Genomic DNA, 22448 nt, shown 5'->3' with positions numbered 1-22448 from the left:
GCTGTCGCTCACGCTCTCTCCATCAGTCATGTCACCCGGCACGCGAAGCTTAGCAAAGCAGGTCTGGGACCGACCATACCGATTTGTCCGCCGCCCATAACAGCTTGTTATGGGGCGGCAGCCGCGGCTAGAGTCGACAGCCATCCACAGCGAGACAAGAGGTCGCATGCCGCTCAATCTGCGCCAGATCGAGGTGTTCCGCGCGATCATGATGACAGGCTCGATCAGCGGCGCTGCGCGGCTGCTCTCGGTATCGCAGCCCGCGATCAGCCGGCTGCTGGCCTATACCGAGGATGGCCTCAAGCTCAAGCTGTTCGAGCGCATCAGCGGCCGGGTGCAGCCGACGCCGGAGGCCAAGCGGTTGTTCGCCGAGGTCGAGCACGTCCATCGCGGCGTCGCGCGCATCAACGACCTCGCCGACGAACTGCGCGCCGGCGGCACCGGCACCATCCGCGTGGTGGCGAGCCCGAGCGCGGGCCACGGCATGGTGCCGGAGGCACTGTCGCGGCTGCGCGGCCGCTTTCCAGATCTGCGCGTCGAGTTCGAATCGTTGACCCTGCTGGAGATCGTCGGCCGCGTCGGCACAGCCCGCGCCGATCTCGGCATCACTGTGCTGCCGGTCGACGAGCCGACAGTCGCGGTAGAGACGATTGCGGAGGGCGCGCTACACGTGATCATGCCGGCCGACCATGCCCTGACGAGGCTGCGCAGCATCAGGCCGAAGGACATGCTGCCCTATCCGCTGGTCGGCTTCGGCCCGCAGACGCCTTATGGTCACATCGTCACGTCGGCCCTGGCCGGCGGCCCGGAGCCAGCCACGATCGTGCGCTACACGCCCGACGCCTGCGCCATGGTGCGCGCCGGCGCCGGCCTCGCCGTCGTCGACGAGTTCGTGCTGCGCGGCCACGCCTGGCCCGACCTCGCGGCACGTCCCCTGGCGCCGAAGACGCCGATGCGCGCTTATCTGCTGACGCCGCGCTTCGAGCCGCTGTCACGGAATGCGGCGGCACTCGCGGATATCTTGCGGGGGCGTGATCGGAAGGGAGCGGCGACGAAGCGGTAAGTTACGGAAACGGCGTGACAGAGATGACAACCGGATTCCGTCATTTTTGTCACGAGCCGCTGCGTCGCAGATGGTGAGAGCCGAGCTATGGCGCCGACAGCAGTGCGCTCCCTCTCCCCGTCCTTACGTCCTTACGGGGAGAGGGAGCATACCGGTTCTTGCGGCGATGGTTCCGCTCAAACGATGAGAGACAAGTTGGCTCTATTTCTACGCCGCTAACCACCCGCCATCGACCGGCAGCACGATACCGGTCGTGAACGACGCCTCGTCGCTCGCCAGGAACAGCGCGGCCGCCGCGACCTCGTCGGCCTCGCCAAAACGTTTCATGGCGTGGCGCTGGCGCGAGGCCTCGCGCACCGGCTCGGGATCGGCGTGGCGCGCGAAGCTCCGACGCAGCAGCGGCGTGTCGATCGCGCCGGGGGCCAGTGCGTTGACGCGGATGCCATCGGTGGCGAAGTCCACCGCCATGGTGCGGGTCAGGCTGATGATCGCGCCCTTCGCGGCGATATAGGCGCTGTTGCCCTTGCCGCCGGCGACCGCAAGCTGCGACGCGACGGTGATGATCGAGCCGGCCTTCTGCTTCTGCATGATCGGCACGGCGACTTTCGCCCACAGCCAGGTGCCGCCGACATTGGCGCGGAACACCGCATCCCAATCCGCCGGATCGGTCGTGACGACGGTGCCGCCACAGGAGAAACCGGCCGCGGTCATCAGCACGTCCAGCCGGCCGCGCGCGGCGGCCACGCTCTCGATGGTTGCCTTGGCAAAGTCGGCGTCGCCGACATCGCCGACATGGACGCTGCCGTCGCCGCCCGCGTTGCACACCAGCGCCAGTGTCTCCTCGGCGCCTGCAGCATCGCGATCGACCAACGCGAGGAACGCACCTTCGCGCGCGAACATCACAGCACTGGCGCGTCCGATGCCGGAGCCGCCGCCGGTGATGACGGCGACCTTGGCTTTGAGCCTCATCTCAGTCTCTCCCGTACTGATCGAACCAGCGGCCGAAATGCTCGGCGGAAGCCGCGCAGTCGAAGCGCGCGCGCCAGCCGAACTCCTCGGCCAGCCGCGTCGTCGACAGCCGGCCGCGATTGGGCGCGAACACCGGCACCGTCGGCGTTTCCCCCTGCTCCTTGAGCCGGCAGGTGAATCCAGCTCGACCGGTCGCGAAGGCGCGGCCCCAGGTTTCGGCTGTGAACGTCGCCGCGTTGGAGATGTTGTAGAGCGCGTGCTGCGGCTTCTCAGCCTCCAACAGCAGACAGACAGCATCCGCGACGTCGACCGCGTAAACCCAGTCCTTGTCGCCCGGCTCGCTCAGCAGCGCAGGCTCGTTGCGCGCGCAGCAGGCGGCGATGAGCGCCTGCGGCGAGGGCGTGTCGCGCACGCCGCCGCCGCGCTCGAACGGGCCGAACACGGCGGACAGGCGCACGCTGATGACATCCGTCTTCCACAGATCGCTCAGCCGCGCGGCGACGCGCTCGGAGGCGAACTTGCTGATCGCATAGAGCGACACCGGCTCGCACGGCGTCGTCTCCTCCAGCACGGCAAAGCGCTGACCGCTCGCGCCATAGGACGCCGCCGAGGACAGGTTGATGACCCGGCGGATGCCGCTGCCGCGCGCCGCCCGCAGGATCGGCACCTGCGCCAGCAGATTGACCGCGAGGATGCGCTCGGGGTCGGCGGCATCGCGCTCGGCTCCGGCGGTGATCGCAGCGCCCATCACGACGGCATCGCAGCCATTGCCGATCGCGGCCGCCACAGCGCTCGCATCGGTGACGTCGCCCTGCACCAGGTGCAGACGCTCGCGATAGGGTTCAAACGCACGCTGCGCCGCCGCGGGCAGACCTGTTGCGTCGAAGATCGTCACGGCATGGCCGCGCTCCAGCAGGCCTTGCGCGATGTTGAGGCCGACGAAGCCGGCCCCGCCGAAGATCAGGACATGCATGCGAAAGACGCCTCCCCGAGGGCCTCATGGTTCGAGACGGCTGCTGACGCAGCCTCCTCACCATGAGGGGACACGGCTCGCGCGCCGCGAACCTCGCCCTCGCTCCTCATGCTGAGGAGGGCGCGTAGCGCCCGTCTCGAAGCACGAGGCCACCGGCCGACGTGTGCTCGCGCCCTCACAGCAGCGTCGCCCCGAAATTCTGCTCGGGGTCCATGTCCGCTACCAGCCGCCCCGTCGGCTTCGCCGCCTCGCCGCCGCTGCGGGCGAGGAACTGGCCCGAGCCGGGCTGCACCGAGACGTTGCCGTCATCGACAATCACCCGGCCACGCGACAGCACGGTCACCGGCCAGCCCTGCACGCTGCGTCCGGCGAACGGCGTGTAGCCGGCGAGGTCGTGCATCGCGGCATCCGTGATCGTGACGCGCTTGTCCGGATCCCACAGCGCGATGTCGGCATCGGCCCCGATCGCGATCGCCCCCTTGCGCGGATGCAGATTGTAAATCTTCGCCGGCGCCGTCGCCGTCAGCTCGACGAACTTGTTGAGGCCGAGCCGGCCCTTCGACACCATCGCGTCGAACAGCAGCGGCAGCCGCAGCTCGAGGCCCGGCAGCCCGTTGGCGATCTGCTTGAAGTTCGGGCTCGGACCGGCGCGCAGCTTGCCGGTTTCGTCGAAGCGATACGGCGCGTGGTCCGACGAGATCGTCTGCAAATCGCCGAGCGCCAGCGCCTGCCACAGCGCCTCCTGGTCGGGCGCGCGGCGCGGCGGCGGGCTGCACATCCACTTGGCGCCATCGATGCCGGGCTTGTCGAGATCATCAGCCGTCATGAACAGATATTGCGGACAGGTTTCCGCGAACACCTTCAGCCCCTGCCCGCGCGCGTCGCGGATCACCTTGGCGCCTTCCGCGGTCGAGACGTGGAAGATCATGATCGGCTGATCGACCAGCGCCGCCATGCCGATCAGGCGGTTGAACGCCTCGGCCTCGGAAAAGCGCGCATGGCTGATGGCGTGATATTTCGGCGCGGTGTAGCCGCGTGCCAGCAGCCGCTTCACCATCCACGAAATGATGCCGTGATTCTCGGCGTGCGCGCACAGCATCGCGCCGCCCTCGCGCGCGGCGACGAGGATGTCGAGCAGCGGCTCGTCGTCGATCTTGAGCCGGTCATAGGTCATGAAGATCTTGATCGAACCGTGCCCCTGCCGGATCAGCGCCGGCAGGTCGCGCTCCAAGGTCTCCTTGGTCGGATCGGCAATGATCATGTGGAACGCGTAGTCGATCACCGCACCCTTGCGCGCCAGCGCGTGGTAGTCCTCGAGCACCTGCGGCAGCTGCATACCGACATGCTGCGCGGCGAACGAGATCACGCTGGTGGTGCCGCCGAACGCGGCGGAGGTCGTCGCGCTCTCGAACGTGTCGGCATTGACGATGCCGGCAGCCGAGAGCTGCTCGATGTGGCAATGGCTATCGACGCCGCCGGGAAGAACGTATTTGCCGCGCGCGTCGATCTCGCGCCTGGCGGGCCCGAGCGCGCGGCCGATCGCCGCGATGGTCTCGCCTGAAATAGCGACGTCGGCCTCGAACGTATCCGCGGTAGTGGCGACGCGCCCGCCCCGGATGATCAGGTCGTAGGCCGGCTCGGTCATCGCGATCTCCTAGTTCTGTCAAATGGAACGCCGTCGACGCGAGATGGCCGCATCGGCCCCATTGCGTCAGCCGTGGCATAGTGATTGCCTGTCACGCGCCGTCAACACTGAAGAAGCAGGTAGCTCCCATGTCCCGCCCGCGCATCACCGTGATCAACCCGAACTCCAACCAGGTGGTCACCGACGGTCTCGCGGCGGCGCTCAAGCCGCTGATGTTCGCGGAGGGGCCCGAGATCGTCTGCGAGACACTGAAGGAAGGCCCCTACGGCATCGAGAGCCAGAAGGACGCGGACAGCGTCACTCTGCCGCTGCGACGCTTCGTCGAGGGCGACAACGCCTCCAGCGCCTTCGTGATCGCCTGCTACAGCGACCCTGGGCTGCATGTCTGCCGCGAGGCCACGGCACGGCCGGTGCTCGGCATCGCCGAATGCGGCGTGCTCACCGCGCTGACCCGCGCCGATACGTTCGGCGTGCTCGCCATCGCGCAGCGCTCGATCCGCCGCCACATCCGCTATCTCCGCCAGATGGGGCTGATGGACCGCCTCGCCGCCGAGCGTCCGCTCGACATGACGGTGGCCGAGACGGCATCTGGTGAAGGCACCTTGGCGAAGATGATCGCGGTCGGCCGCGCGCTGAAGGAGGAGGACGGCGCCGGCGCCATCGTGATGGGCTGCGCCGGCATGGCGCGGCATCGCAAGAACCTGGAGGACGCGCTGGGCATCCCGGTGATCGATCCGACCCAGGCTGCGGTGACGATGGCGCTCGGCGCGGTGGCGTTTGCCAGCTGAGCGCATTGTTTGGTGGCAACACTCGCGCGGCGACCTCGGTGCACCTCGCCCCGCTTGCGGGGAGAGGTCGGATTGCATCGTCAGATGCAATCCGGGTGAGGGGGACTCTCCGCACGGTCGGTGCGCGTGGCTGCCCCTCACCCCAACCCTCTCCCCGTAAGAACGGGGAGAGGGAGCGCACCGAGATCAGCGCGAGGATTTCGCCTACAAACTACAACATTGGGTCACTCCGGCGGCACTGCGCCGGTGCGGCTGGTGATGAGCCCGTAATGCTCGACCCGGCGATGCCGCCCGAAGTCGAAGATCGTCTCCTTGCCGAACCGTGTCGCATCGAGATCGCAAGGTACGACCAGCACCTCGTCGCCCTCCGTCAGCGCTTCCGCGACGATCTCGCCGTCGGGATTGACGATCAGGCTGCCGCCGATCAGGTGATGACCGTCCTCGACGCCAGCCTTCGCGACCGCCACGACCCAGCACGAGTTCTGATAGGCGCCGGCCTGCGCGGACAGCCGGTTGTGGAACAGGCGCTGCTGCAGTCCCTCCGCTGACTTCAGCGAATTCACCGACGGCGTGTTGTAGCCGATCAGCACCAGTTCGACGTCCTGCAGGCCCATGACCCGATAAGTCTCCGGCCAGCGGCGGTCGTTGCAGATCGCCATACCGATGATGCCGCCGAGATTGCGCCAGACGGGAAAGCCGAGATCGCCCGGCTCGAAATAGCGCTTCTCCAGATGCTGGTGGCTGCGCTCCGGTTCGAACTCCTCGTGGCCTGGCAGATGTACCTTGCGATACTTGCCGACGATGTTGCCGGCGCGGTCGGTGAGAACTGCCGTGTTGTAGTGATGCCCATCCGGCGTCAGCTCGGCATAGCCGAGATACATCGCGATGCCGTGCTGCGCTGCGCGGTCGAACAGCGGCTGCACCGCGGCGTTGGGCATCTCGCGCTCGAACCAGGCATCGACATCGGCCTGATCCTCCATGTACCAGCGCGGAAAGAACGTGGTGAGCGCCAGCTCCGGATAGACGATGAGATCAGCGCCCCTGCGCTTGGCCTCGTCCAGCAGTGCGATCATGCGCGTGACGACGGCCTCGCGGCTGTCAGCGCGCTGGATCGGCCCCATCTGGGCCGCGGCAACGTTGATGATGCGCATGATGGAACTCCACAATCAGTTCGTATATGCGCCCTCTCCCCTTGTGGGAGAGGGCATGTATGACGTCTCGGCAAGCTCGGTTGGGTGAGGGGTCTTTCTCCACGAGCGGCACTCGTCGAACGAGACCCCTCACCCGACCGCGTACGCGGATGGCCGTACATGCCCTCTCCCACAAGGGGAGAGGGCGCTGCATCGGACAGCGCTGAGATGACCGGCGGCACCGAACCGATATCGAGAGAGCGGCGTGTGCCACTATGCCGAAAGTACCTGGTGCCGCCATCATCCCGGCCGATGCAGCACCGGGCGCGTGCGCGAGAACGACGGCCGCCCCCGCTTCAGGCCCCACAGCGGTTGCGCCAGCGTTGCGACCGCCTCGGTCGGATCGGCGGCATCGATGCAGACGAGATCGGCCGACGCGCCGACGGTGATGCCGTAGTTGCCGAGCCGCATCAGCTTCGCCGCATCATGGGTCACCATGTCGAGGCAGCCGGCGAGATGGTCAGGGCGCGAGACGTGGCAGACATTGGCGTAGAGGTTGGCCATCCGGATCAGCGAGCCGTCGCCATAGGGCGTGAACGGGTTGAGCACGTTGTTGGTCGAGAGCGAGCAGGTCACGCCCCTCTCGCGCAACGGCTCCAGCGGGACCACGCCGCGCGGGATCGCATGATCCTGCCGCCGTCCCATCAGATGCAGGTCGGTCGAGGGCAGCACGGTCACGGCGACACCGGCATTGGCGAGCTGCGCGGCGATCGCGTTGAAGCGTTCCGGCGGCAGCAGCGACAGCTGCGTGACATGGCCGACAGCGACGCGCCCGCCCCACTTGTACTCCTCGGTCTTGCGGCAGACATATTCGATCTGCATGTGGTCGAGCGTCTCGGCGAGATCGAGATGCATGTCGATGTCGACGTCGTGTTCGCGCGCGATCGCGAAGATGCGGTCGATCTGCGCCGGCGGGTTGGTGTCGAAATACGGGGCGGCGCCGATGGTGCGCGCGCCACGACGCAGTCCTTCGATCAGCAGCTCCTCGGTGCCCGGATAGTTCGTCAGGCCTTCCTGCGGGAACACGCAGATCTCGAGATCGAGCGCCCAGGCGTAGTCGCGCGCGAGCTGTTGGATGGCTTCGAACGCGATGAAGCCGATGCCGGGATCGAGCTCGACATGGGTGCGCATCCGCATCGTGCCATGGCTGACGCAGCGCTCAACGGTCTGCTTCGCCCTGGCATAGACATCCTCCGGCGTGAAGTTGCGCTTGGCCGCCGCGGTCTCCCGCACCGCCTCGGCGACTGTCCCCTCCCGGATGCTGCAGCGATCGAGGATGCAGGTCTTGTCGAGGTGGATATGGGTCTCGATGAAGCCGGGCACGACGAGACAATGTTCGGCGTCGCGCTCCTCCACCTCGGCCGGCAGCGCGGACTCGATGGCGGCGATGCGGCCTTTGGAAATTCCGATATCGGCGCGGCGCAGCTCGCCCTGCTGCGCCAGCACCGCGTTGCGAATGATCAGGTCCATGCCGCCTTTGCCGCCGAAGACTCCCTACGCGCGCCAAGCTGGCGGCGTCGCGTCCAAAAGGCAAGCGCCATGCCAGCGGGCGAGGCCGCGCTGCATTGCAAGCCGGCCGTCGTCACCATTCGTTTACAAATAGATGCCGCCCGGGATACCCTTGTTTGCTGCAGAAAAACTGCTATATTGATGCATGGAAAACGTGAACGCGTTCTGCTCAGGCCCGTCGTCAAGGCGGGCCGTTGCCGTTTTGGGGGTGGCTGTCCGATGACTCGCTCCAACCGCACGGATCATATCCGCCTGACCTCGCACCCGGTGCCAGGCGCCAAGCATAATTTCCCGCTCCACTGGGGCGCCGAGACCGCGCGCGAGCGCGGGCCGATCATCGGCACCGTGTCGCGGCCGCAGGACCGCAACGTGATCGGCAGCCATGGTGGCTCCTACACGGTCTACCGCGCGCTCGCGGTATCATCCGGTGCGCTCGATCCGATCCGCCGCCCCGATCTCACCAACACCCATCCCGCCGCCACGATCGGCCCGTTCGCGCAGTGGCGCGATCCGGCGAAGATCGTCGCGCTCGATCCCTGGGGCCATCTGGTGGCCGAGAATTTCGGCGGCGAGATCGCGGAAGGAATCGATATCCGGCCGACCATCGCCGTGACCAAGGCGCGCATCGAGCTCCCCGAGCTGCATGCAGCGCTCGCGGCCAAGCGCCTCGTCCATGACGGCGACGTCGTGCATGCCAATGGCAGCGTCTCGGTGGTGAAGGTCGCGATCGACCCGGTGTGGTACCTGCCCGGCGTCGCCGCGCGCTTCGGCACCAGCGAGACCAGTCTGCGCCGCGGCCTGTTCGAGCAGACCGGCGGCATGTATCCGGAGCTGGTGACCCGGCCCGATCTGCAGGTGTTCCTGCCGCCGATCGGCGGCACCACGGTCTATCTGTTCGGCGACGTCACCAAGCTGAACGACGGCCGAACGAAGATCACGTGCCGCGTACACGACGAGTGCAACGGCTCCGACGTGTTCGGCTCCGACATCTGCACCTGCCGCCCCTATCTGATCCACGGTATCGAGGAATGCGTTGCGGCCGGGCAGAACGGCGGGCTCGGCATCATCGTCTACAACCGCAAGGAAGGCCGCGCGCTCGGCGAGGTGACGAAATTCCTGGTCTACAATGCGCGCAAGCGCCAGGAGGACGGCGACGCCGCAGCGGCCTATTTCGAGCGCACCGAATGCGTCGCCGGCGTGCAGGACGCCCGGTTCCAGCAGTTGATGCCCGACGTCATCCACTGGCTCGGCATCAAACGCATCGACCGCTTCATCTCGATGAGCGACATGAAGCACGACGCGCTGGTGGGCCAGGGCGTCGACATCGTCGAGCGCGTGCCGATCCCGGACGAGCTGATTCCCGCCGACGCCCATGTCGAGATCGCGGCCAAGAAGGCGGCCGGCTATTTCTCGCTGGAGCCGCAGAAACCCGAGGCGCTCGGCGACACCGTCGGCCGCCCGCTCGAGAAGTACTGAGCGCAGCAGCAGATCATGGACGACGTCTCATATCTCCTGTCGGCCCGCGCCGTGCGCGAGCGGTCGCATCAGCTGCTTGCGCTCGGTCTCGCCGACAAGCTGCCGCATTTCCGCATCGACATCGCCCGGCTCGACGCGATCGCCGACGTCGTGCTTGATGTGACCCGCAAGGCCTATCCCGACGGCGAGGTGCCGTTCCACTCGCGCTGGCGGCATTTCGTGGTCGGTGGTGTCGATCGCTGGGCCGCGATCGCCGACAAAGTGAATTGGCCGAATGCGGCGTCGCGGGCGCGCGCCGAGTTCGATCTCGCCATCGCGAGCGTGCTGCTCGACGCCGGCGCCGGCGCGGCGTGGCGCTATCATGACGAAGCCAGCGGCTTCAGCGTCGGCCGCTCCGAGGGGCTGGCGCTGGCCAGCCTCGAGATGTTCGCAAGCGGCGCGTTCTCGTCCAATGCGAGCGATCCGCTGCGGGCCGATGCGGCGAGGCTCAGGCAGCTCACGGTCGCGGATCTCGAACGCGGTTTTCAGGTCGGTGCCGACAATCCGCTGGTCGGGCTCGAGGGGCGCGTGGAGTTGCTGCGGCGGCTAGGCGCCGTCGTGGCGGCAAGTCCCGAGGTCTTCGGTGCGAAGGACGGTCCGCGGCCGGGTGGCCTGTTCGATCGGTTGGCTGCTGGCGGCCGCATCGAGGCCCCTTCGATTTTGCAGCAGGTGCTGCGTCAGCTCGGCCCGATCTGGCCGTCACGCCTGACGCTGCACGGCACGGCGCTCGGCGATTGCTGGCGGCATCCATCATTGATCACCGATGACGCGACCACCGGTCTCGTCCCGCTGCACAAGCTGTCGCAATGGCTGAGCTATTCGCTGATCGAACCGCTGCAGCGCGCCGGCCTTGTGGTGGACAACATCGACGGCCTCACCGGCCTCGCCGAATACCGCAATGGCGGCCTGTTCGTCGACGGCGGTGTGCTGAGCTTGCGCGATCCCGCCGATGCCGCGCGCGTGCATGAGGTCGATTCTCCGCTGGTGGTGGAATGGCGCGCGTTGACCGTCGCCCTGCTCGACCGGCTGGCCGAACTGATCCGCCGGCGCACCGGCCAGACCGCGGAGCAGCTACCGCTGGCGCGCATCCTCGAAGGCGGCAGCTGGGCCGCCGGCCGCAAGCTCGCCTTCGCCCGCCGCCCGGACGGTTCGCCGCCGCTGACCATCCTCACCGACGGCACGGTGTTTTAAGGGGTTTGGGCCTGAGGTCGCCGACCTCGCGGTTCCGTCATTGCGAGCAAAGCGGGAAGGACGTCTGGATTGCTTCGTCGCTTCGCTCCTCGCCATGACGAAACTGATCAGTTGCGCGTACGGTGGGCAAAGCGCAGCGTGCCCACCATTCCAAGCTGAGCTAAGATCGCGGTGGGCACGGCGCGTCGCGCCTTTGCCCACCCTACGCTTCGGAGATGAAAGCCATGGAAGGCGTCACGGTCGTCGATCATCCGCTGGTGCAGCACAAGCTGACCCTGATCCGCGACAAGTCGATCTCGACCAAGTCGTTCCGCGAGCTCTTGAAGGAGATCGGCATGCTCCTCTGCTACGAGGTCACGCGCGACCTGCCGCTGACCGAGGTCGAGGTCGAGACGCCGCTGGCGCGGATGCAGTCGGCCAAGATCGCCGGCAAGAAGCTGGTGTTCGTGCCCGTGCTGCGCGCCGGCGTCACCTTCGTCGACGGCATGCTCGATCTGGTGCCGACCGCTCGCGTCGCCCATATCGGCCTCTACCGCGAGCCGCAGACGTTCACCGCAGTCGAGTACTTCTTCAAGGCGCCGTCCGACCTGCAGGAGCGCCTGGCCGTCGTCGTCACGCCGGTGCTCGCGACCGGCAACAGCGCCGTCGCCGCGGTCGACCGGCTCAAGGAGCGCGGCGCCAAGGACATCCGCATGGTCTGCATGATCGCCGCCCCCGAAGGCGTCGAGCGCGTCCGCGGCCTGCATCCCGATGTCACCCTGTGGACCGCCGCGATTGACGATGGCCTCGACGATGACGCCTTCATCGTCCCCGGCCTCGGCGACGCCGGCGACCGCGCCTACGGCACGCGGTAGCAGCATTCAGCCGGCGAATGCCGCCTCTGCCTCCGGCAGCGCCCAGATCCTCTCGATCGCAGCAGTACCCGCGGCGGTGATGGCCGCCTCGTCGCCGTGGAGATAGCGGCCGTCGTGGATCAGCAGCCGGCCGTCGATCATCACCTGGTCGATGTTGGCGCGGTTGGCGAGCGCGATCAGGCCGCGGCGCGGGTCATGTAGCGGCCGAAGATGTGGATGCGTCATGTCGACGACGGTGAGGTCGGCGGTCGCCCCCGCCGCGAGGACGCCGAGATCGTCGCGCTTGATCATGGCGGCGGCCGTCGTGGTGACGGCGTCGATCAATTCCGGCGCGCTCGCCGTCTCGGCGCTTCCCAGCGCGATCTTCGAGATCATCGACGCCGCGTTGAGCTCGCCGAGCAGATCCATGTTGTAGCCGTCGGTGCCGACCGCGGTGCGTATGCCGTGCGCGGCGAAGCGGCCGAAGGCGGCGGTGACGCCGGCGCGCGCGAACACGCGCGGGCAGTTCAGCACGCCGGCGCCGCGCGCCGCCATCAGCGCGAGGTCGGCATCGGTCGAGGCATGGCAGTGCGCGGCCAGCAGATCGGGACCGAGCAGGCCGAGCCAGTCGAGATATTCGGCCGGCGTGCGGCCGCCATGGCGCTGCGCAATCGTCGCGACTTCGCCTGGGCTCTGCGCCATGTGCGTCGTGATGGGAACGTCGAGCTCGCGCGCCCGGCTCGCGGCCGCGCGCAAGAGATCCGGCCCGCAGGTATCCGTCGCGTGCGGGCTCATCGCGAGCCGGATGCGGCCGTCGCCCTGCCCGTGCCAGCGCTGATGCAGCGCGTTCCAGGTCGCCATGTCGGCTTCGCCGTCGTCACCGGCATAGTGCACGGTGCCCGAGGCATCCGCCTTGGCGTCCGAGTTCGAGAACAGATAGGGCGCGCCGTAGAAGCGCAGGCCCATCTCGAATGCCGCATCGAACAGCTCCGGGATGGCGTTGCGGAACGGCTCCATCACCGTGGTCGCGCCGCCCTTCAGGAGCTGCAGCACGCCCATGCGGCCGATCGCCAAGCGCTCCTCCGCGGTGAGGATCTCCGCGCCGCGCTTGGAGAGCGGCAGCAGCACCGTGTAGACGATGCTCTTGTTGTTGCGGCGGCCGTTGCCGTCCTCGGTGAGCGTGCGTGCGATCGCCTCGCTGAAGATGTGGTTGTGCAGGTTCAACAGCCCCGGCAGCACGAATCGGCCCGGACGATCGAACACCTCGTCCGCCGCCGGCCTGTCGCGCGTCACGGCCGCGATGCGCCTGCCCTCGACCACCACCCAGTGATCGCGCAGCACGTCCTGCGCGCCGTCCCTGCGCGTCAGCACATAGCTGCCGAAGATCGCGGTCGTGCTCATGCGCCCTTCGCTTCCGCCGCCTCGTGGCGCTGGTAGTTCGCGGCGATCTCGGCACCGGTCGTGATCCAGACGTCCTGGCACGATTTGGCGTAGGTCAGGAACTCGCGCAGCAGGCGGAAGCGCATCGGCCGGCCCGAGACCTGCGGATGCAGCACGGTCGTCACCATCGCGCCCCAGTCGCGGACTTCGTCCAGCTCATCCTTCCACATCGACAGCACATGCTCCTTCGGAAAGATCGAGCGCGGCGAGAACCGCGCCGACAGGCCGTGCATCCAGTCGTCATAGCTCGCGGTCACCGGGATCTCGATCGTGCCCGGCCTGCCGTCGGCGAGGCAATGGCGATAGGGCCTGACGTCGTCGCGGAACGACGAGGTGTAGACGATTCCCTGGCGCACCAGCGCTATCCGCAGCTCCTCGCAGAACTCGCCGAACGGCGCGCGGTAGCCGATCGGCCGGATGCCGAGCCGACGCTGGATCGCCTCGAAGCCGCGCTCGATCTCCTCGACGATGAAGGGATCGCCCGGATCGGGCAGCAGATGGTGATAGCCGTGATGGCCGATCTCGTGGCCCGCCTTCAGCACGGCCTCCGCCATCGCCGGATGCGCATCGACCGCCCATCCCGTGATGAAGAACGTCGCCTTGAGATCGAGCTCGGCGAGCAGCTCGAGCAGCTTCGGCGTGCCGACGCGCGCCTCGTAGCCGCCGAAGCTCATCGTGACCAGGCGCGCGGCGTGCGCCGGATCCTTCGACGTCCAGGCGCTCTCGGCGTCGATGTCGAACGACAGGAACATCGCCGCTCTGTACGGCGCAGGCCATGGATAGTCCGGCGCCGGCGGCGCAGTGTTGGCGGGAACGACCGGGATCCCCGCGAGCGCCTTACTGTCCAGCATTGATCAGCACCTTCTCGATTCCGTTGTCGCTGAGCTTCCACTTCGCCAGAAGCGCCTTGTAGCTGCCGTCGGCGATCAGGCCCTCCAGCGCAGCGTGCAGCGCGCCACGGAGCTCGTCCGCCTTCACCGGCGTCGCGAGTCCGGTATATTGCAGCGCGATCATCTCGCCGACCGGCGCGTAGGCGTTCGGCTCGAGGTCCATGATGTAGGGCAAGGTCTCGTTGCCCTGCACGGCGGCATCGATGCGGCCCTGCTTCAATTGCGTCCGCGCGTCGGCCGAGCCTTCAGTGCCGACGAACTGGATCGGGCTTGATCCGCAGTTCTTCTCGCTCCAGGCCGCGATCTGGTCCGGAAACTTGGTGCGCCTGGAGGCGCCGACCTTCCTGCCGCACAGCGCGGTCGGCTCCTTGAGCTCGGCCGCGCGCGACGCCTGCACGAAGAAGCGCGGGCCGCTGCGCAGATAATCGATGAAGGTCGCGGTGTCCTGCCGGCTCTTGTAGTCGGTCATGCCGGTCAGGATGATGTCGAAACGCTGCGTGGCGAGGCCCGGCATCAACTGGTCGAAGCTCGTCTCCTGCCAGACAGCCTTGACGCCGAGCTTCTTGGCCAGCGCCTCGCCGAGCTCGACATCGAAGCCGGTCAGGGTCGATGTGGCCGGATCCTTGAACTCCATCGGCGGATAGTTCGGCACCACCGCGATGCGCAGGCCGTTCTGATTGATCTCGGCCGGCAGTTCGGCGGCGAGAGCCGTGCCCGCCACGGCGGCGCTCATGAGTCCAGCCAACACGATCCACTTCAAATCCATCACCTCACCCCACTTCCGCTGCCAGAAACGCTCTTGTTCTCGCCTCGCGCGGCGCGCGCAGCACCTCGCGGGCCGGGCCGCTCTCCACGATCACGCCCTGGTCCATGTAGACCACCCGGTCGGCGACCTCGCGCGCAAAGCCGAGCTCATGCGTCACCACCAGCATGGTCATGCCCGATGTCGCGAGCTCCTTCATCACGGCAAGCACCTCGCCGACCAGCTCCGGATCGAGCGCCGAGGTCGGCTCGTCGAACAGCACCAGCCGCGGCTTCATCGCAAGCGCCCGCGCAATCGCGACGCGCTGCTGCTGGCCGCCCGACAATTGTGACGGATAGGAGCCCGCCTTGTCGGCGAGGCCGACCCGGCGCAGCAGCGCCATCGCCTCGTCCTTCGCCTCGGCCGGCCTGCGCCTCTGCACCTGCACCGGCCCCTCGATCACGTTCTCCAGCGCCGTCATGTGCGGAAACAGGTTGAAGCGCTGGAACACCATGCCGCAGGCGAGCCGCTGCCGCGCGATCTCGCGCTCCGACAGCCGGTGCAGCCGGCCGTCCTGCTCGCGGAAGCCGAGCAGCACGCCGTCGAGCCAGATGCCGCCGCTGTCGGCCGTGGTCAACTGGTTGACGCAGCGGAGCAAGGTGGTCTTGCCGGAACCGGATTGCCCGATCAGGCAAACCACCTCGCCCTCGAAGACGTCGAGCGAGACCTGCTTCAGCGCCTGAAATTCACCGAAGCGCTTGCTCAGTTGGCGGATCGCGACCAGCGGCCTCATCAGCGGCCGCCTCGCGCGATGCCGCGGGCAAAGCGGCGTTCGAGCAGCATCTGCAGCGGCGTCAGGATCGAGACCACGAGCAGATACCACAGGCCGGCGACGATCAGGAGCTCGATGACGCGCGAATTGGCGTAGTAGATGTTCTCGGCCGAATGCAGCACCTCCGGGTACTGGATCACGCTGGCGAGCGAGGTCGCCTTGACCAGGCCGATGAACTCGTTGCCGAGCGGCGGGATCACCACGCGCATCGCCTGCGGCAGAATGATCCGGCGCAGCGCCTGCAATCGTCCCATGCCGATCGCCTGCGCCGCCTCGTATTGCCCGATATCGACCGACAGCAGGCCCGCGCGCATCACCTCGGACGTGTAGGCGCCCTGGTTGATGCCGAGCCCGAGCAGCGCGGCCAGGAACGGCGTCATCACATCGACCGCGCGCGCGCTCCACAGGCCGGGAATGCCGATGGTTGGAAACACCAGCGCCAGATTGAACCACAACAACAACTGGAGGATCAGCGGCGTGCCGCGGAACAGCCAGGTGTAGCCGGCGGCGACCGACCGCAGCACCGGATTGGGCGACAGCCGCATGATCGCAACGACGACGCCGAGCGCGATTCCGAGCATCATCGCCAGGACCGCCATGACCATCGTGTTGACGATGCCGCGCAGGATCACCGGCGCCGTCAGGAAGCGTTCGACGAACACCCACTCGATCTGCCCCTTGGCGAAGGCCCGCCCGATCGCGACGAGGACGACGACGATGACCGCGGCCGCGAGCCAGCGGCCCCAATGCGCCTGCCGCGCGATCCCGTGTCCGGACAGATCCGGGAAGCCGTCGGCCAGGGCCTCGCTGCGGCTCATTGCGGCGCCGCGTTGAGCATGGGCTCGCGGACCGCATTGGCCCCAAGCCCCCATGTGTCCAGGATGGCCTTGTAGCTGCCGTCGGCGATCATCGCCTTGAGCTGCTCGGTCACCACTTCACGCAGCGCGGCATCATCCTTGCGGAACATGATGCCCTGGTAGCCGAAGGCGATGGGCTCACCGACGATGCGATACTTGCCGGCCTCCTGCGACTGCGCATAGGGCAAGGTCTCGCTGCCCTGCACGGCAGCATCGATGCGGCCCTGCTTGAGCTGATTGCGGACATCGATCGAGTTCTCCCCCGGCGCATATTGCGCGGCGGGCTTCCCTGCGGCCTCGCAACTGGCCTTGCTCCATTTCTCGATCTCCTGCGGGAAGCTGGTCGAGCGCGTGGTGCCGATCTTCCGGCCGCACAGATCGGTCGCGGCCTTGGCATCGCTGTCCGCCAGCACGAAGAACTGCGGACCGGTGACGAGATAGTCGACGAAATCGGCGGTCTCGCGCCGCGACGCACGATCCGAGATGCCGGAGATGATGAAGTCGACGCGCTTCGTCTGCAGCGACGGAATGAGCTCGGCGAACGGCGTCTCGCTCCAGACGATCTTGACGCCGAGGCGCTTCGCCAGCGCGTTGGCGAGGTCGATGTCGAGACCCTTCAGCTCGTTGGTGGCGGGGTCGTGATATTCCATCGGCGCGTAGGTCGAGTTGACCGTGAGCTTGAGCACGCCAGCCTGCTTGATCTCAGCGGGCAGCTCCGCCGCCCCCGCCGCAGCAAACGAGGCGAGGATGACGAGACCTGCAAACAACGAACGGCGCATCCTGCAACACTCCCCAATGTGAACGGCTAATCGACCACGACCGGCTCGACGACGCCGGCGCGCTCGGTGATGAGCCTGTACTGATCCGGCCGGCGATGGGCCGCGAAGTTGAACATCTTGTCCTTGCCCTGGCGGCACAGATCGAGGTCGATGTCGGCGACGACGACCTCGTCAGCGAGCGTCCTCGCCCGCGCCACGATGCAGCCATTGGGATCGACGATACAGGAGCCGCCGATCAGCCCGCTGCCGTCCTCGTCGCCCGCCTTTGCGACCGCGATCGCCCACGTCGCATTCATGTAGGCGTTGGCCTGCGCCACCAGGGTCGAATGGAAGGTGCGCAGCGACGCATCCTCGGTGTTGCCGCCATTCGGATCATAGGCCGCGGAATTGTAGCCGACGCAGACCAGCTCGACGCCCTGCAGTCCGAGCACGCGCCACGATTCCGGCCAGCGCCGGTCGTTGCAGATCATCATGCCCATGATGGCGCCGCCCCAATCGCTCCCCGCGCGCACCGCCGGAAAGCCGAGATCGCCATAGCCGAAATAGCGCTTCTCCAGCTGCTGATACTTGGCACCCGGGCGCGGCTCGACCGAGCCTGGCAGATGCACCTTGCGATATTTGCTGATGATCTCGCCGTCGGGATCGACCAGGATGGAGCTGTTGAAGCGGCGTCCGTCCGGCGTCAGCTCGGCATAGCCGACATAGAAGCCGACGCGAAGCGCCCGCGCCCGGTCGAACAGCGCGGCAACGGACGGATTCGGCATCGCGCGCTCGAAATAGCTGTCGAGCTCATCGCCTTCGAGGATCCAACGCGGGAAGAAGGTCGTGAATGCGAGTTCCGGAAACACCACCAGCTTCGCGCCCTGGGCGGCCGCCTGTTCCAGGAGCCCGATCATGCGCGACAGCGTGTGCCCGCGGCTGTCGGCGCGCTGGGTCGGCCCCATCTGGGCGGCGGCGGCGCGGAAGATACGGCTCAAAATTCTGCCTCCGATCTGTGCGTCATGCCTTTCCAGCAGGCGGCAGCACCGCCCTCTGCGACGCGCAAGAGAAGCATCAATGAAGCGAAACCGGCGCAGGAATTGCAACCAGTCGGGACGACCTCGGTCTATGATATTTTGGCCGAGACCATCACCCGGGCTAATAGGGCGACCATGCCATGAACCTGCGCCAGTTGGAGATCCTGCGGGCGGTCATCCGCCACCACACCACGGTCGCTGCCGCCGAGGAGCTCGCGCTGTCGCAGCCTGCGATCAGCAATGCGCTGAAGGCGATGGAGGCGCAGGCCGGCTTCACGCTGTTCGAGCGCGTCAACAACCGGCTGTTCCCGACGCCCGAGGCGATGACGCTCTATGAGGAGAGCGAGGCGATCTTCACCCTGCACGCCCGGCTCGAAAACCGCGTGCGTGACCTGCGCGAGCAGAAGACGGGTCATCTGTCGATCGTCGCCACGCCGCCGCTCGCCTACAGCATCATCCCGCCGACCTTGTCAGGCTTCCTGCGGCGCCGGCCGCAGACGCGGATGTTCTTCGACGTGCGCCGCTACGAGGGCATCATCGAGGGCGTGCTCGGCAACGTCGCCGAGCTCGGCTTCGCGCTCGGACTGTCTGACCATCCCGGGATCGCCCATGAGGTCGTGCACACCGGCGAGATGGTGTGCGTGATGCCGGCCCGGCATCCGCTTGCGGAATGCGACGTGATTTCAGCGCGGGATCTCGCCGGGTTCCCGCTGATCGGTCTCGAACGCGGCACGCGCCTCGGCGAAGCCGTGCGCGAGAGCTTTCGGCAAGCCGATGCCGACTTCCAGCCGACCGTCGAAGTGCGTTACTGCAACACGGCCTGCGTGCTGGCTTCGACCGGCGTCGGCGTCGCCGTGGTCGATCCATTCTCGCCGCGCCAGGGCGGGCATGATCTCGTGGTACGGCCGTTCACGCCGAGCACCAAAGTCTCGGCCTATGTGCTGTGGTCGGAGGCGCGGCCGCTGTCGAACCTGGCGAAGACGTTTCGCAGCGAGGTGCGAAACGCGAGCCGCAGTCTTGCGGGCGGCCTCGACGCGATCGGGGCTCCGTGTCTCGCCGCTTCCACACAACGCGGCTGAGCTTGCCGATCGGAATGCGTCCATTAAACCCGTGGACGCATCGTTTGCGGCCCATCATCCAGAAACGCCCGCCTGCGACGGGCTTCTCGGGATGATGCGCCGCGTCACTGTCGTCTTGCGGCTGGCGGCGGAATTGTTGCAGTCGACCATGGCTCGCCCGACCGCAATCGCGCCGCCAGCGCCGCCGCGCAGCCGGCGAGCAGCTTCTCGCCCTTTGCAGCAGATGCCTTGCGCGCATCGCCTGCGACGCCGGAGGTGGTGATGTCGCCGAACGATCTGAACATTTTCAGCGACGGCACCAGCGAGCCCATGATGTCGAAGCTCGGCCCAAAGGCCGCGTCGAGCCTCGCCGCGTCGACGAGGCCGGGATGAGCCGCCATCATCATCGAGGTCTCGGCTTCGCAGGCATGCATCACGCCGTCCTGATCCTCGAGGACCTTGGCCATGGTCTCCCGCCCTTCCATGAAATAGGTCGTCGTCGCGATCGACGCATTGAGCTCGCGCGTCAGTTCGCCGGTGAGGGTGGCCAGCGCCTGGATGTTGCCGCCATGGCCGTTGACGATCACGATGCGGCGGAAGCCGGCATTCAGAATCGAGCGGCACAGGTCCCTGAGCACGGCGTGGTAGGTGGAGAGGCTGAGGGTGAAGGTGCCACCGAACGGAACGTGATGGTCGGCCAGCCCGCACCAAACGGTCGGCGCGACCACGATGGGATAGTCTGGAGTCAGCTCCAGCGCGGTGCGACGGCAGACCTCGCTGCACAGGAAGTCATCAACTCCCGTCGGCAGATGCGGACCATGCTGCTCGGTCGAGGCCACCGGCAACAGCACGATCGCGTCTCGGGCCGCGAGCGCGCGAAGCGCTGCGGCGGAAAGTCTGTTCCAGGCGGTTTCGGTCATGATGGCTGCTCGCATGGTCGGAGATGAGGCAGATTGGCTCAGATCACGCAGCGACCGCAACAGCCCATCTCGGCGTCTCTTGCACGCAGGCCAACAGTCGCCTGCGTGCAGCCAGGCCCGCACGCCACCGCGCGATACAGCGGCCTCTCCCACAAGGGTGACGGCGCGGCAACCCGGACCGCACCCTCGGCTACATCAGGAGCATGCTACGCTCAAACATCGGCAGCGATTTCGACCTCGACAAGGTGCAACGGCCCTGCGTCCTCACAACACCACGGCCCGCGCGGCGGGCCAGTCTCACGCCCGCGTCAATTCGATGTCGTGGGTCTGCTTCGTCTCCGCGTCGTACACCCTGATCTGCAACATCGGAAACCGGCGCTTGAGGTCATGCGCGCCGTTGTGTGCACCATCCTTGGTCTTGAATTCGGTCTTGATCTGACCATCGACCACGACGGCATAGCCGGTCAGCGGAAGGTCTTTGCCGGATTTGTCTTGAGCAGGCTTGTTGTGAACAGACTTCTCTTGGGCAGACTTGAGCATTGCGAGCCGACGTCGATTCGTGAGTTGAAGGGGTGCCGAGCGCGCGATCTCTCCGCCTCGGACGACTCCGATGTAAGGTGAGTCTGTCGCGACGAGCAAGCGAAGACGTGTTCTTCACAAGCAGGACAACTACGGTTCAACCTGACGGCGCAGCGCCGGCCCGCGATGATCTCGGGATGTTCAGCGCGAACGAGTCGCGCAAGTTCCAGACTTGCGACGCGAACGTTCCGGTGGCTCGGCATCATGCTCGCCACCGCGAACGAGGAGCGCTGTGGTCGCGCGTCTCTCAGCGCCCGCAGCGCCCACCTCGCACCACCCCCAAGGCAGCAGCCCGATGCCAACTTGAGATGCGCTCTCCGACTGAGCACGGGTAGACGCAAAATCCCGCCACCATCGAACGAACGAATCAGCATGGCCGCCATGCGCGAATTGCCCGTCGTGTTAGTTCGTCGCACGTTTGGCGCTTGCGCCGTCGGGCAAATCACCTGCACATTTCCGCGCATCCCGCCTCATGAAGAGGGGCGTGTCGCGAACGTCACGAGACGTGGAGTGCGGGATGCGATGGACGCGACGTGTCGCAGCGGGTGTCATGCCTGCGGACGAACGGCACGGTGCGGACGGCGAAATCGCATGGTCCTGGCGCCGCGACGCTGGCGTCAAGCTCGCGACGAGGTTTCAGCCTCGCGCGGGTGACGGTGGCAAGACAGCCCGTTCACCGGGGAGAGTGCGTATAAGCCGTAACACCGTCGCGCAGGGAAGGCCGGGATGTCTCGGCCGAACCTGTGGTTCCTGCCCCGTGCATTCTTTCCGCACGGGGGCCATGGGGGCGGCGAGCTCCCGGCCTTCCCTGCGCCCTCTCCCTTGAAGAGGGTTCCGTCAAGCAAGACTCGGGCGCGATCCGCGCCGCGAGATCGCGACGTGCTGATTTGTAGACGTTCTGTTTGTCGATGGCTGTTTGTCAGAGTGAACTGCTGACCAATGTTGCGTGCCGTGCACGGGGGCACGACGATCTCCGTAAGATGACGGATGGGCTTGCCGACCGCCGGTGCCGCTCCGGCAGCCAGGGATCGTAAACGGCTGGGCAGACCGTTGACCCGCCATTTACCTCACGGTCCGACCACGACATCGTGATTTGATGCAGGTCAACATGCCCGGCCCGGACGCACCACCTACTGACAAGGCGTTCAAGCGAATCAGGCCTTGCCGTTACCTCGTTCGGCGTCCCTCGAACGGTCCTGTGCACTTGTCATCATGGAGAACCACATGAGCGAGACCGGCGTGACCGCCCTGGATCACACCGTCCAGGAAACCAACATCTGGCTGAAGGCCATCGAGCAGCGCCTCGCGCTGGCGAGCCGGCAGCAGGCCTACAATGCACTGCGTGCCGTGCTTCATGTGCTGCGCGACCGCATGCCCCTGGCCGTCGCCGTGAATTTCGGCGTCCAGTTGCCGATGCTCATTCGCGGGATCTACTACGAGGGCTGGCACCACGCGGCAACCCCGACCAAGGACCGCCATCTCGAATATTTCGTCGATGACATCTTCCGCCAACTGCCGCCGCAATTCCCGGTCGATCCGCTCACGGCGGCGCGCGGCATCTTCGAGATTCTCTGGGAGAAGCTCGATCCCGGCGAGTTCGACAAGCTGATGGCTCACCTGCCCGTGTCGCTGCGCAATCTGCGCGAGCCGGCGACGTAA

21 protein-coding genes are annotated in these 22448 nt (G+C 66.8%); 7 read left to right on the top strand and 14 right to left on the bottom strand.

The window, feature by feature from the left end:
- The first annotated feature begins 166 nt into the window (after positions 1–166).
- Positions 167–1063 carry a LysR family transcriptional regulator gene (locus tag QW845_RS26435; protein WP_315804450.1) on the top strand — a complete coding sequence of 299 codons (897 nt, stop codon included), beginning with the start codon at positions 167–169 and terminating at the stop codon, positions 1061–1063.
- Positions 1064–1270: 207 nt separating this feature from the next.
- Here QW845_RS26435 and QW845_RS26430 read toward each other — a convergent pair whose 3' ends face one another.
- The 3 genes from QW845_RS26430 to hydA form a co-directional block, all read right to left on the bottom strand.
- On the bottom strand, positions 1271–2032 hold the full coding sequence (locus QW845_RS26430; RefSeq protein WP_315804449.1) for an SDR family oxidoreductase: 762 nt from the start codon (positions 2030–2032) through the stop codon (positions 1271–1273).
- 1 nt (position 2033) lies between these two features.
- Positions 2034–3005, bottom strand: a complete 972-nt coding sequence (locus QW845_RS26425) for an NAD(P)-dependent oxidoreductase (RefSeq protein ID WP_315804448.1) — start codon at positions 3003–3005, stop codon at positions 2034–2036.
- Between the two features lie 175 nt (positions 3006–3180).
- Positions 3181–4650 (bottom strand): dihydropyrimidinase, encoded by a 1470-nt coding sequence (gene hydA, locus QW845_RS26420; protein ID WP_315804447.1) that lies wholly within the window; start codon positions 4648–4650, stop codon positions 3181–3183.
- 128 nt (positions 4651–4778) lie between these two features.
- On the opposite strand from hydA, the gene QW845_RS26415 reads away from it, so the two are divergent.
- Entirely contained in the window at positions 4779–5438 is a 660-nt protein-coding gene (locus QW845_RS26415; protein ID WP_315804446.1) for an aspartate/glutamate racemase family protein, read from the top strand.
- 224 nt (positions 5439–5662) lie between these two features.
- On the opposite strand, the gene QW845_RS26410 is transcribed toward QW845_RS26415, so the two are convergent.
- Complete coding sequence (locus QW845_RS26410) at positions 5663–6589, bottom strand: N-carbamoyl-D-amino-acid hydrolase (RefSeq protein ID WP_315804445.1); 927 nt, start codon at positions 6587–6589, stop codon at positions 5663–5665.
- A gap of 279 nt (positions 6590–6868) precedes the next feature.
- On the bottom strand, positions 6869–8098 hold the full coding sequence (locus QW845_RS26405) for an amidohydrolase family protein (protein WP_315804444.1): 1230 nt from the start codon (positions 8096–8098) through the stop codon (positions 6869–6871).
- A 258-nt stretch (positions 8099–8356) separates the two neighbouring features.
- Here QW845_RS26405 and QW845_RS26400 point away from each other — a divergent pair, with 258 nt between their 5' ends.
- The 3 genes from QW845_RS26400 to upp all read left to right on the top strand — a co-directional run bounded on the left by QW845_RS26400 (position 8357) and on the right by upp (position 11697).
- Complete coding sequence (locus QW845_RS26400; protein WP_315804443.1) at positions 8357–9613, top strand: GTP cyclohydrolase II; 1257 nt, start codon at positions 8357–8359, stop codon at positions 9611–9613.
- Positions 9614–9628: 15 nt separating this feature from the next.
- Positions 9629–10843, top strand: a complete 1215-nt coding sequence (locus QW845_RS26395) for a URC4/urg3 family protein (protein ID WP_315804442.1) — start codon at positions 9629–9631, stop codon at positions 10841–10843.
- 224 nt (positions 10844–11067) lie between these two features.
- Positions 11068–11697: a uracil phosphoribosyltransferase gene (gene upp / locus QW845_RS26390; protein ID WP_315721502.1), complete on the top strand. Its 630-nt coding sequence runs from the start codon at positions 11068–11070 to the stop codon at positions 11695–11697.
- Between the two features lie 6 nt (positions 11698–11703).
- On the opposite strand, the gene QW845_RS26385 is transcribed toward upp, so the two are convergent.
- From QW845_RS26385 to QW845_RS26355, 7 genes are read right to left on the bottom strand one after another with little or no spacing between them, the layout of a single operon-like run.
- Entirely contained in the window at positions 11704–13077 is a 1374-nt protein-coding gene (locus QW845_RS26385) for an amidohydrolase family protein (protein WP_315804441.1), read from the bottom strand.
- Positions 13074–13967 carry a polysaccharide deacetylase gene (locus QW845_RS26380; RefSeq protein ID WP_315804440.1) on the bottom strand — a complete coding sequence of 298 codons (894 nt, stop codon included), beginning with the start codon at positions 13965–13967 and terminating at the stop codon, positions 13074–13076. Before QW845_RS26380 ends, QW845_RS26385 begins: the two co-directional genes overlap by 4 nt.
- Positions 13954–14772 carry an ABC transporter substrate-binding protein gene (locus QW845_RS26375; protein ID WP_315804439.1) on the bottom strand — a complete coding sequence of 273 codons (819 nt, stop codon included), beginning with the start codon at positions 14770–14772 and terminating at the stop codon, positions 13954–13956. Before QW845_RS26375 ends, QW845_RS26380 begins: the two co-directional genes overlap by 14 nt.
- 4 nt (positions 14773–14776) lie before the next feature.
- On the bottom strand, positions 14777–15544 hold the full coding sequence (locus QW845_RS26370; RefSeq protein ID WP_315804527.1) for an amino acid ABC transporter ATP-binding protein: 768 nt from the start codon (positions 15542–15544) through the stop codon (positions 14777–14779).
- On the bottom strand, positions 15541–16398 hold the full coding sequence (locus tag QW845_RS26365) for an amino acid ABC transporter permease (RefSeq protein WP_315804438.1): 858 nt from the start codon (positions 16396–16398) through the stop codon (positions 15541–15543). Before QW845_RS26365 ends, QW845_RS26370 begins: the two co-directional genes overlap by 4 nt.
- Positions 16395–17216: an ABC transporter substrate-binding protein gene (locus QW845_RS26360; protein WP_315804437.1), complete on the bottom strand. Its 822-nt coding sequence runs from the start codon at positions 17214–17216 to the stop codon at positions 16395–16397. The genes QW845_RS26365 and QW845_RS26360 overlap by 4 nt, the downstream gene beginning before the upstream one ends.
- 26 nt (positions 17217–17242) lie before the next feature.
- Positions 17243–18193 carry an N-carbamoyl-D-amino-acid hydrolase gene (locus QW845_RS26355; RefSeq protein ID WP_315804436.1) on the bottom strand — a complete coding sequence of 317 codons (951 nt, stop codon included), beginning with the start codon at positions 18191–18193 and terminating at the stop codon, positions 17243–17245.
- Between the two features lie 179 nt (positions 18194–18372).
- Here QW845_RS26355 and QW845_RS26350 point away from each other — a divergent pair, with 179 nt between their 5' ends.
- Positions 18373–19311, top strand: a complete 939-nt coding sequence (locus QW845_RS26350) for a LysR family transcriptional regulator (protein ID WP_315804435.1) — start codon at positions 18373–18375, stop codon at positions 19309–19311.
- 104 nt (positions 19312–19415) lie between these two features.
- Here QW845_RS26350 and QW845_RS26345 read toward each other — a convergent pair whose 3' ends face one another.
- A complete protein-coding gene (locus QW845_RS26345; RefSeq protein WP_315804434.1) occupies positions 19416–20210 on the bottom strand; it encodes a creatininase family protein in 795 nt (264 codons plus the stop codon).
- A gap of 297 nt (positions 20211–20507) precedes the next feature.
- Positions 20508–20750, bottom strand: coding sequence for a hypothetical protein (locus QW845_RS26340; protein ID WP_315804433.1), 243 nt, complete (start codon positions 20748–20750; stop codon positions 20508–20510).
- 1263 nt (positions 20751–22013) lie between these two features.
- On the opposite strand from QW845_RS26340, the gene QW845_RS26335 reads away from it, so the two are divergent.
- Positions 22014–22448 carry a DUF2267 domain-containing protein gene (locus tag QW845_RS26335; RefSeq protein ID WP_315804432.1) on the top strand — a complete coding sequence of 145 codons (435 nt, stop codon included), beginning with the start codon at positions 22014–22016 and terminating at the stop codon, positions 22446–22448.

It is taken from the genome of Bradyrhizobium sp. SZCCHNS3002 (assembly GCF_032377435.1).
Lineage (GTDB): Bacteria > Pseudomonadota > Alphaproteobacteria > Rhizobiales > Xanthobacteraceae > Bradyrhizobium.
The sequence above is the reverse complement of the archived record's forward strand: the minus strand, read 5'-3'. Positions and strand labels throughout refer to the sequence as shown.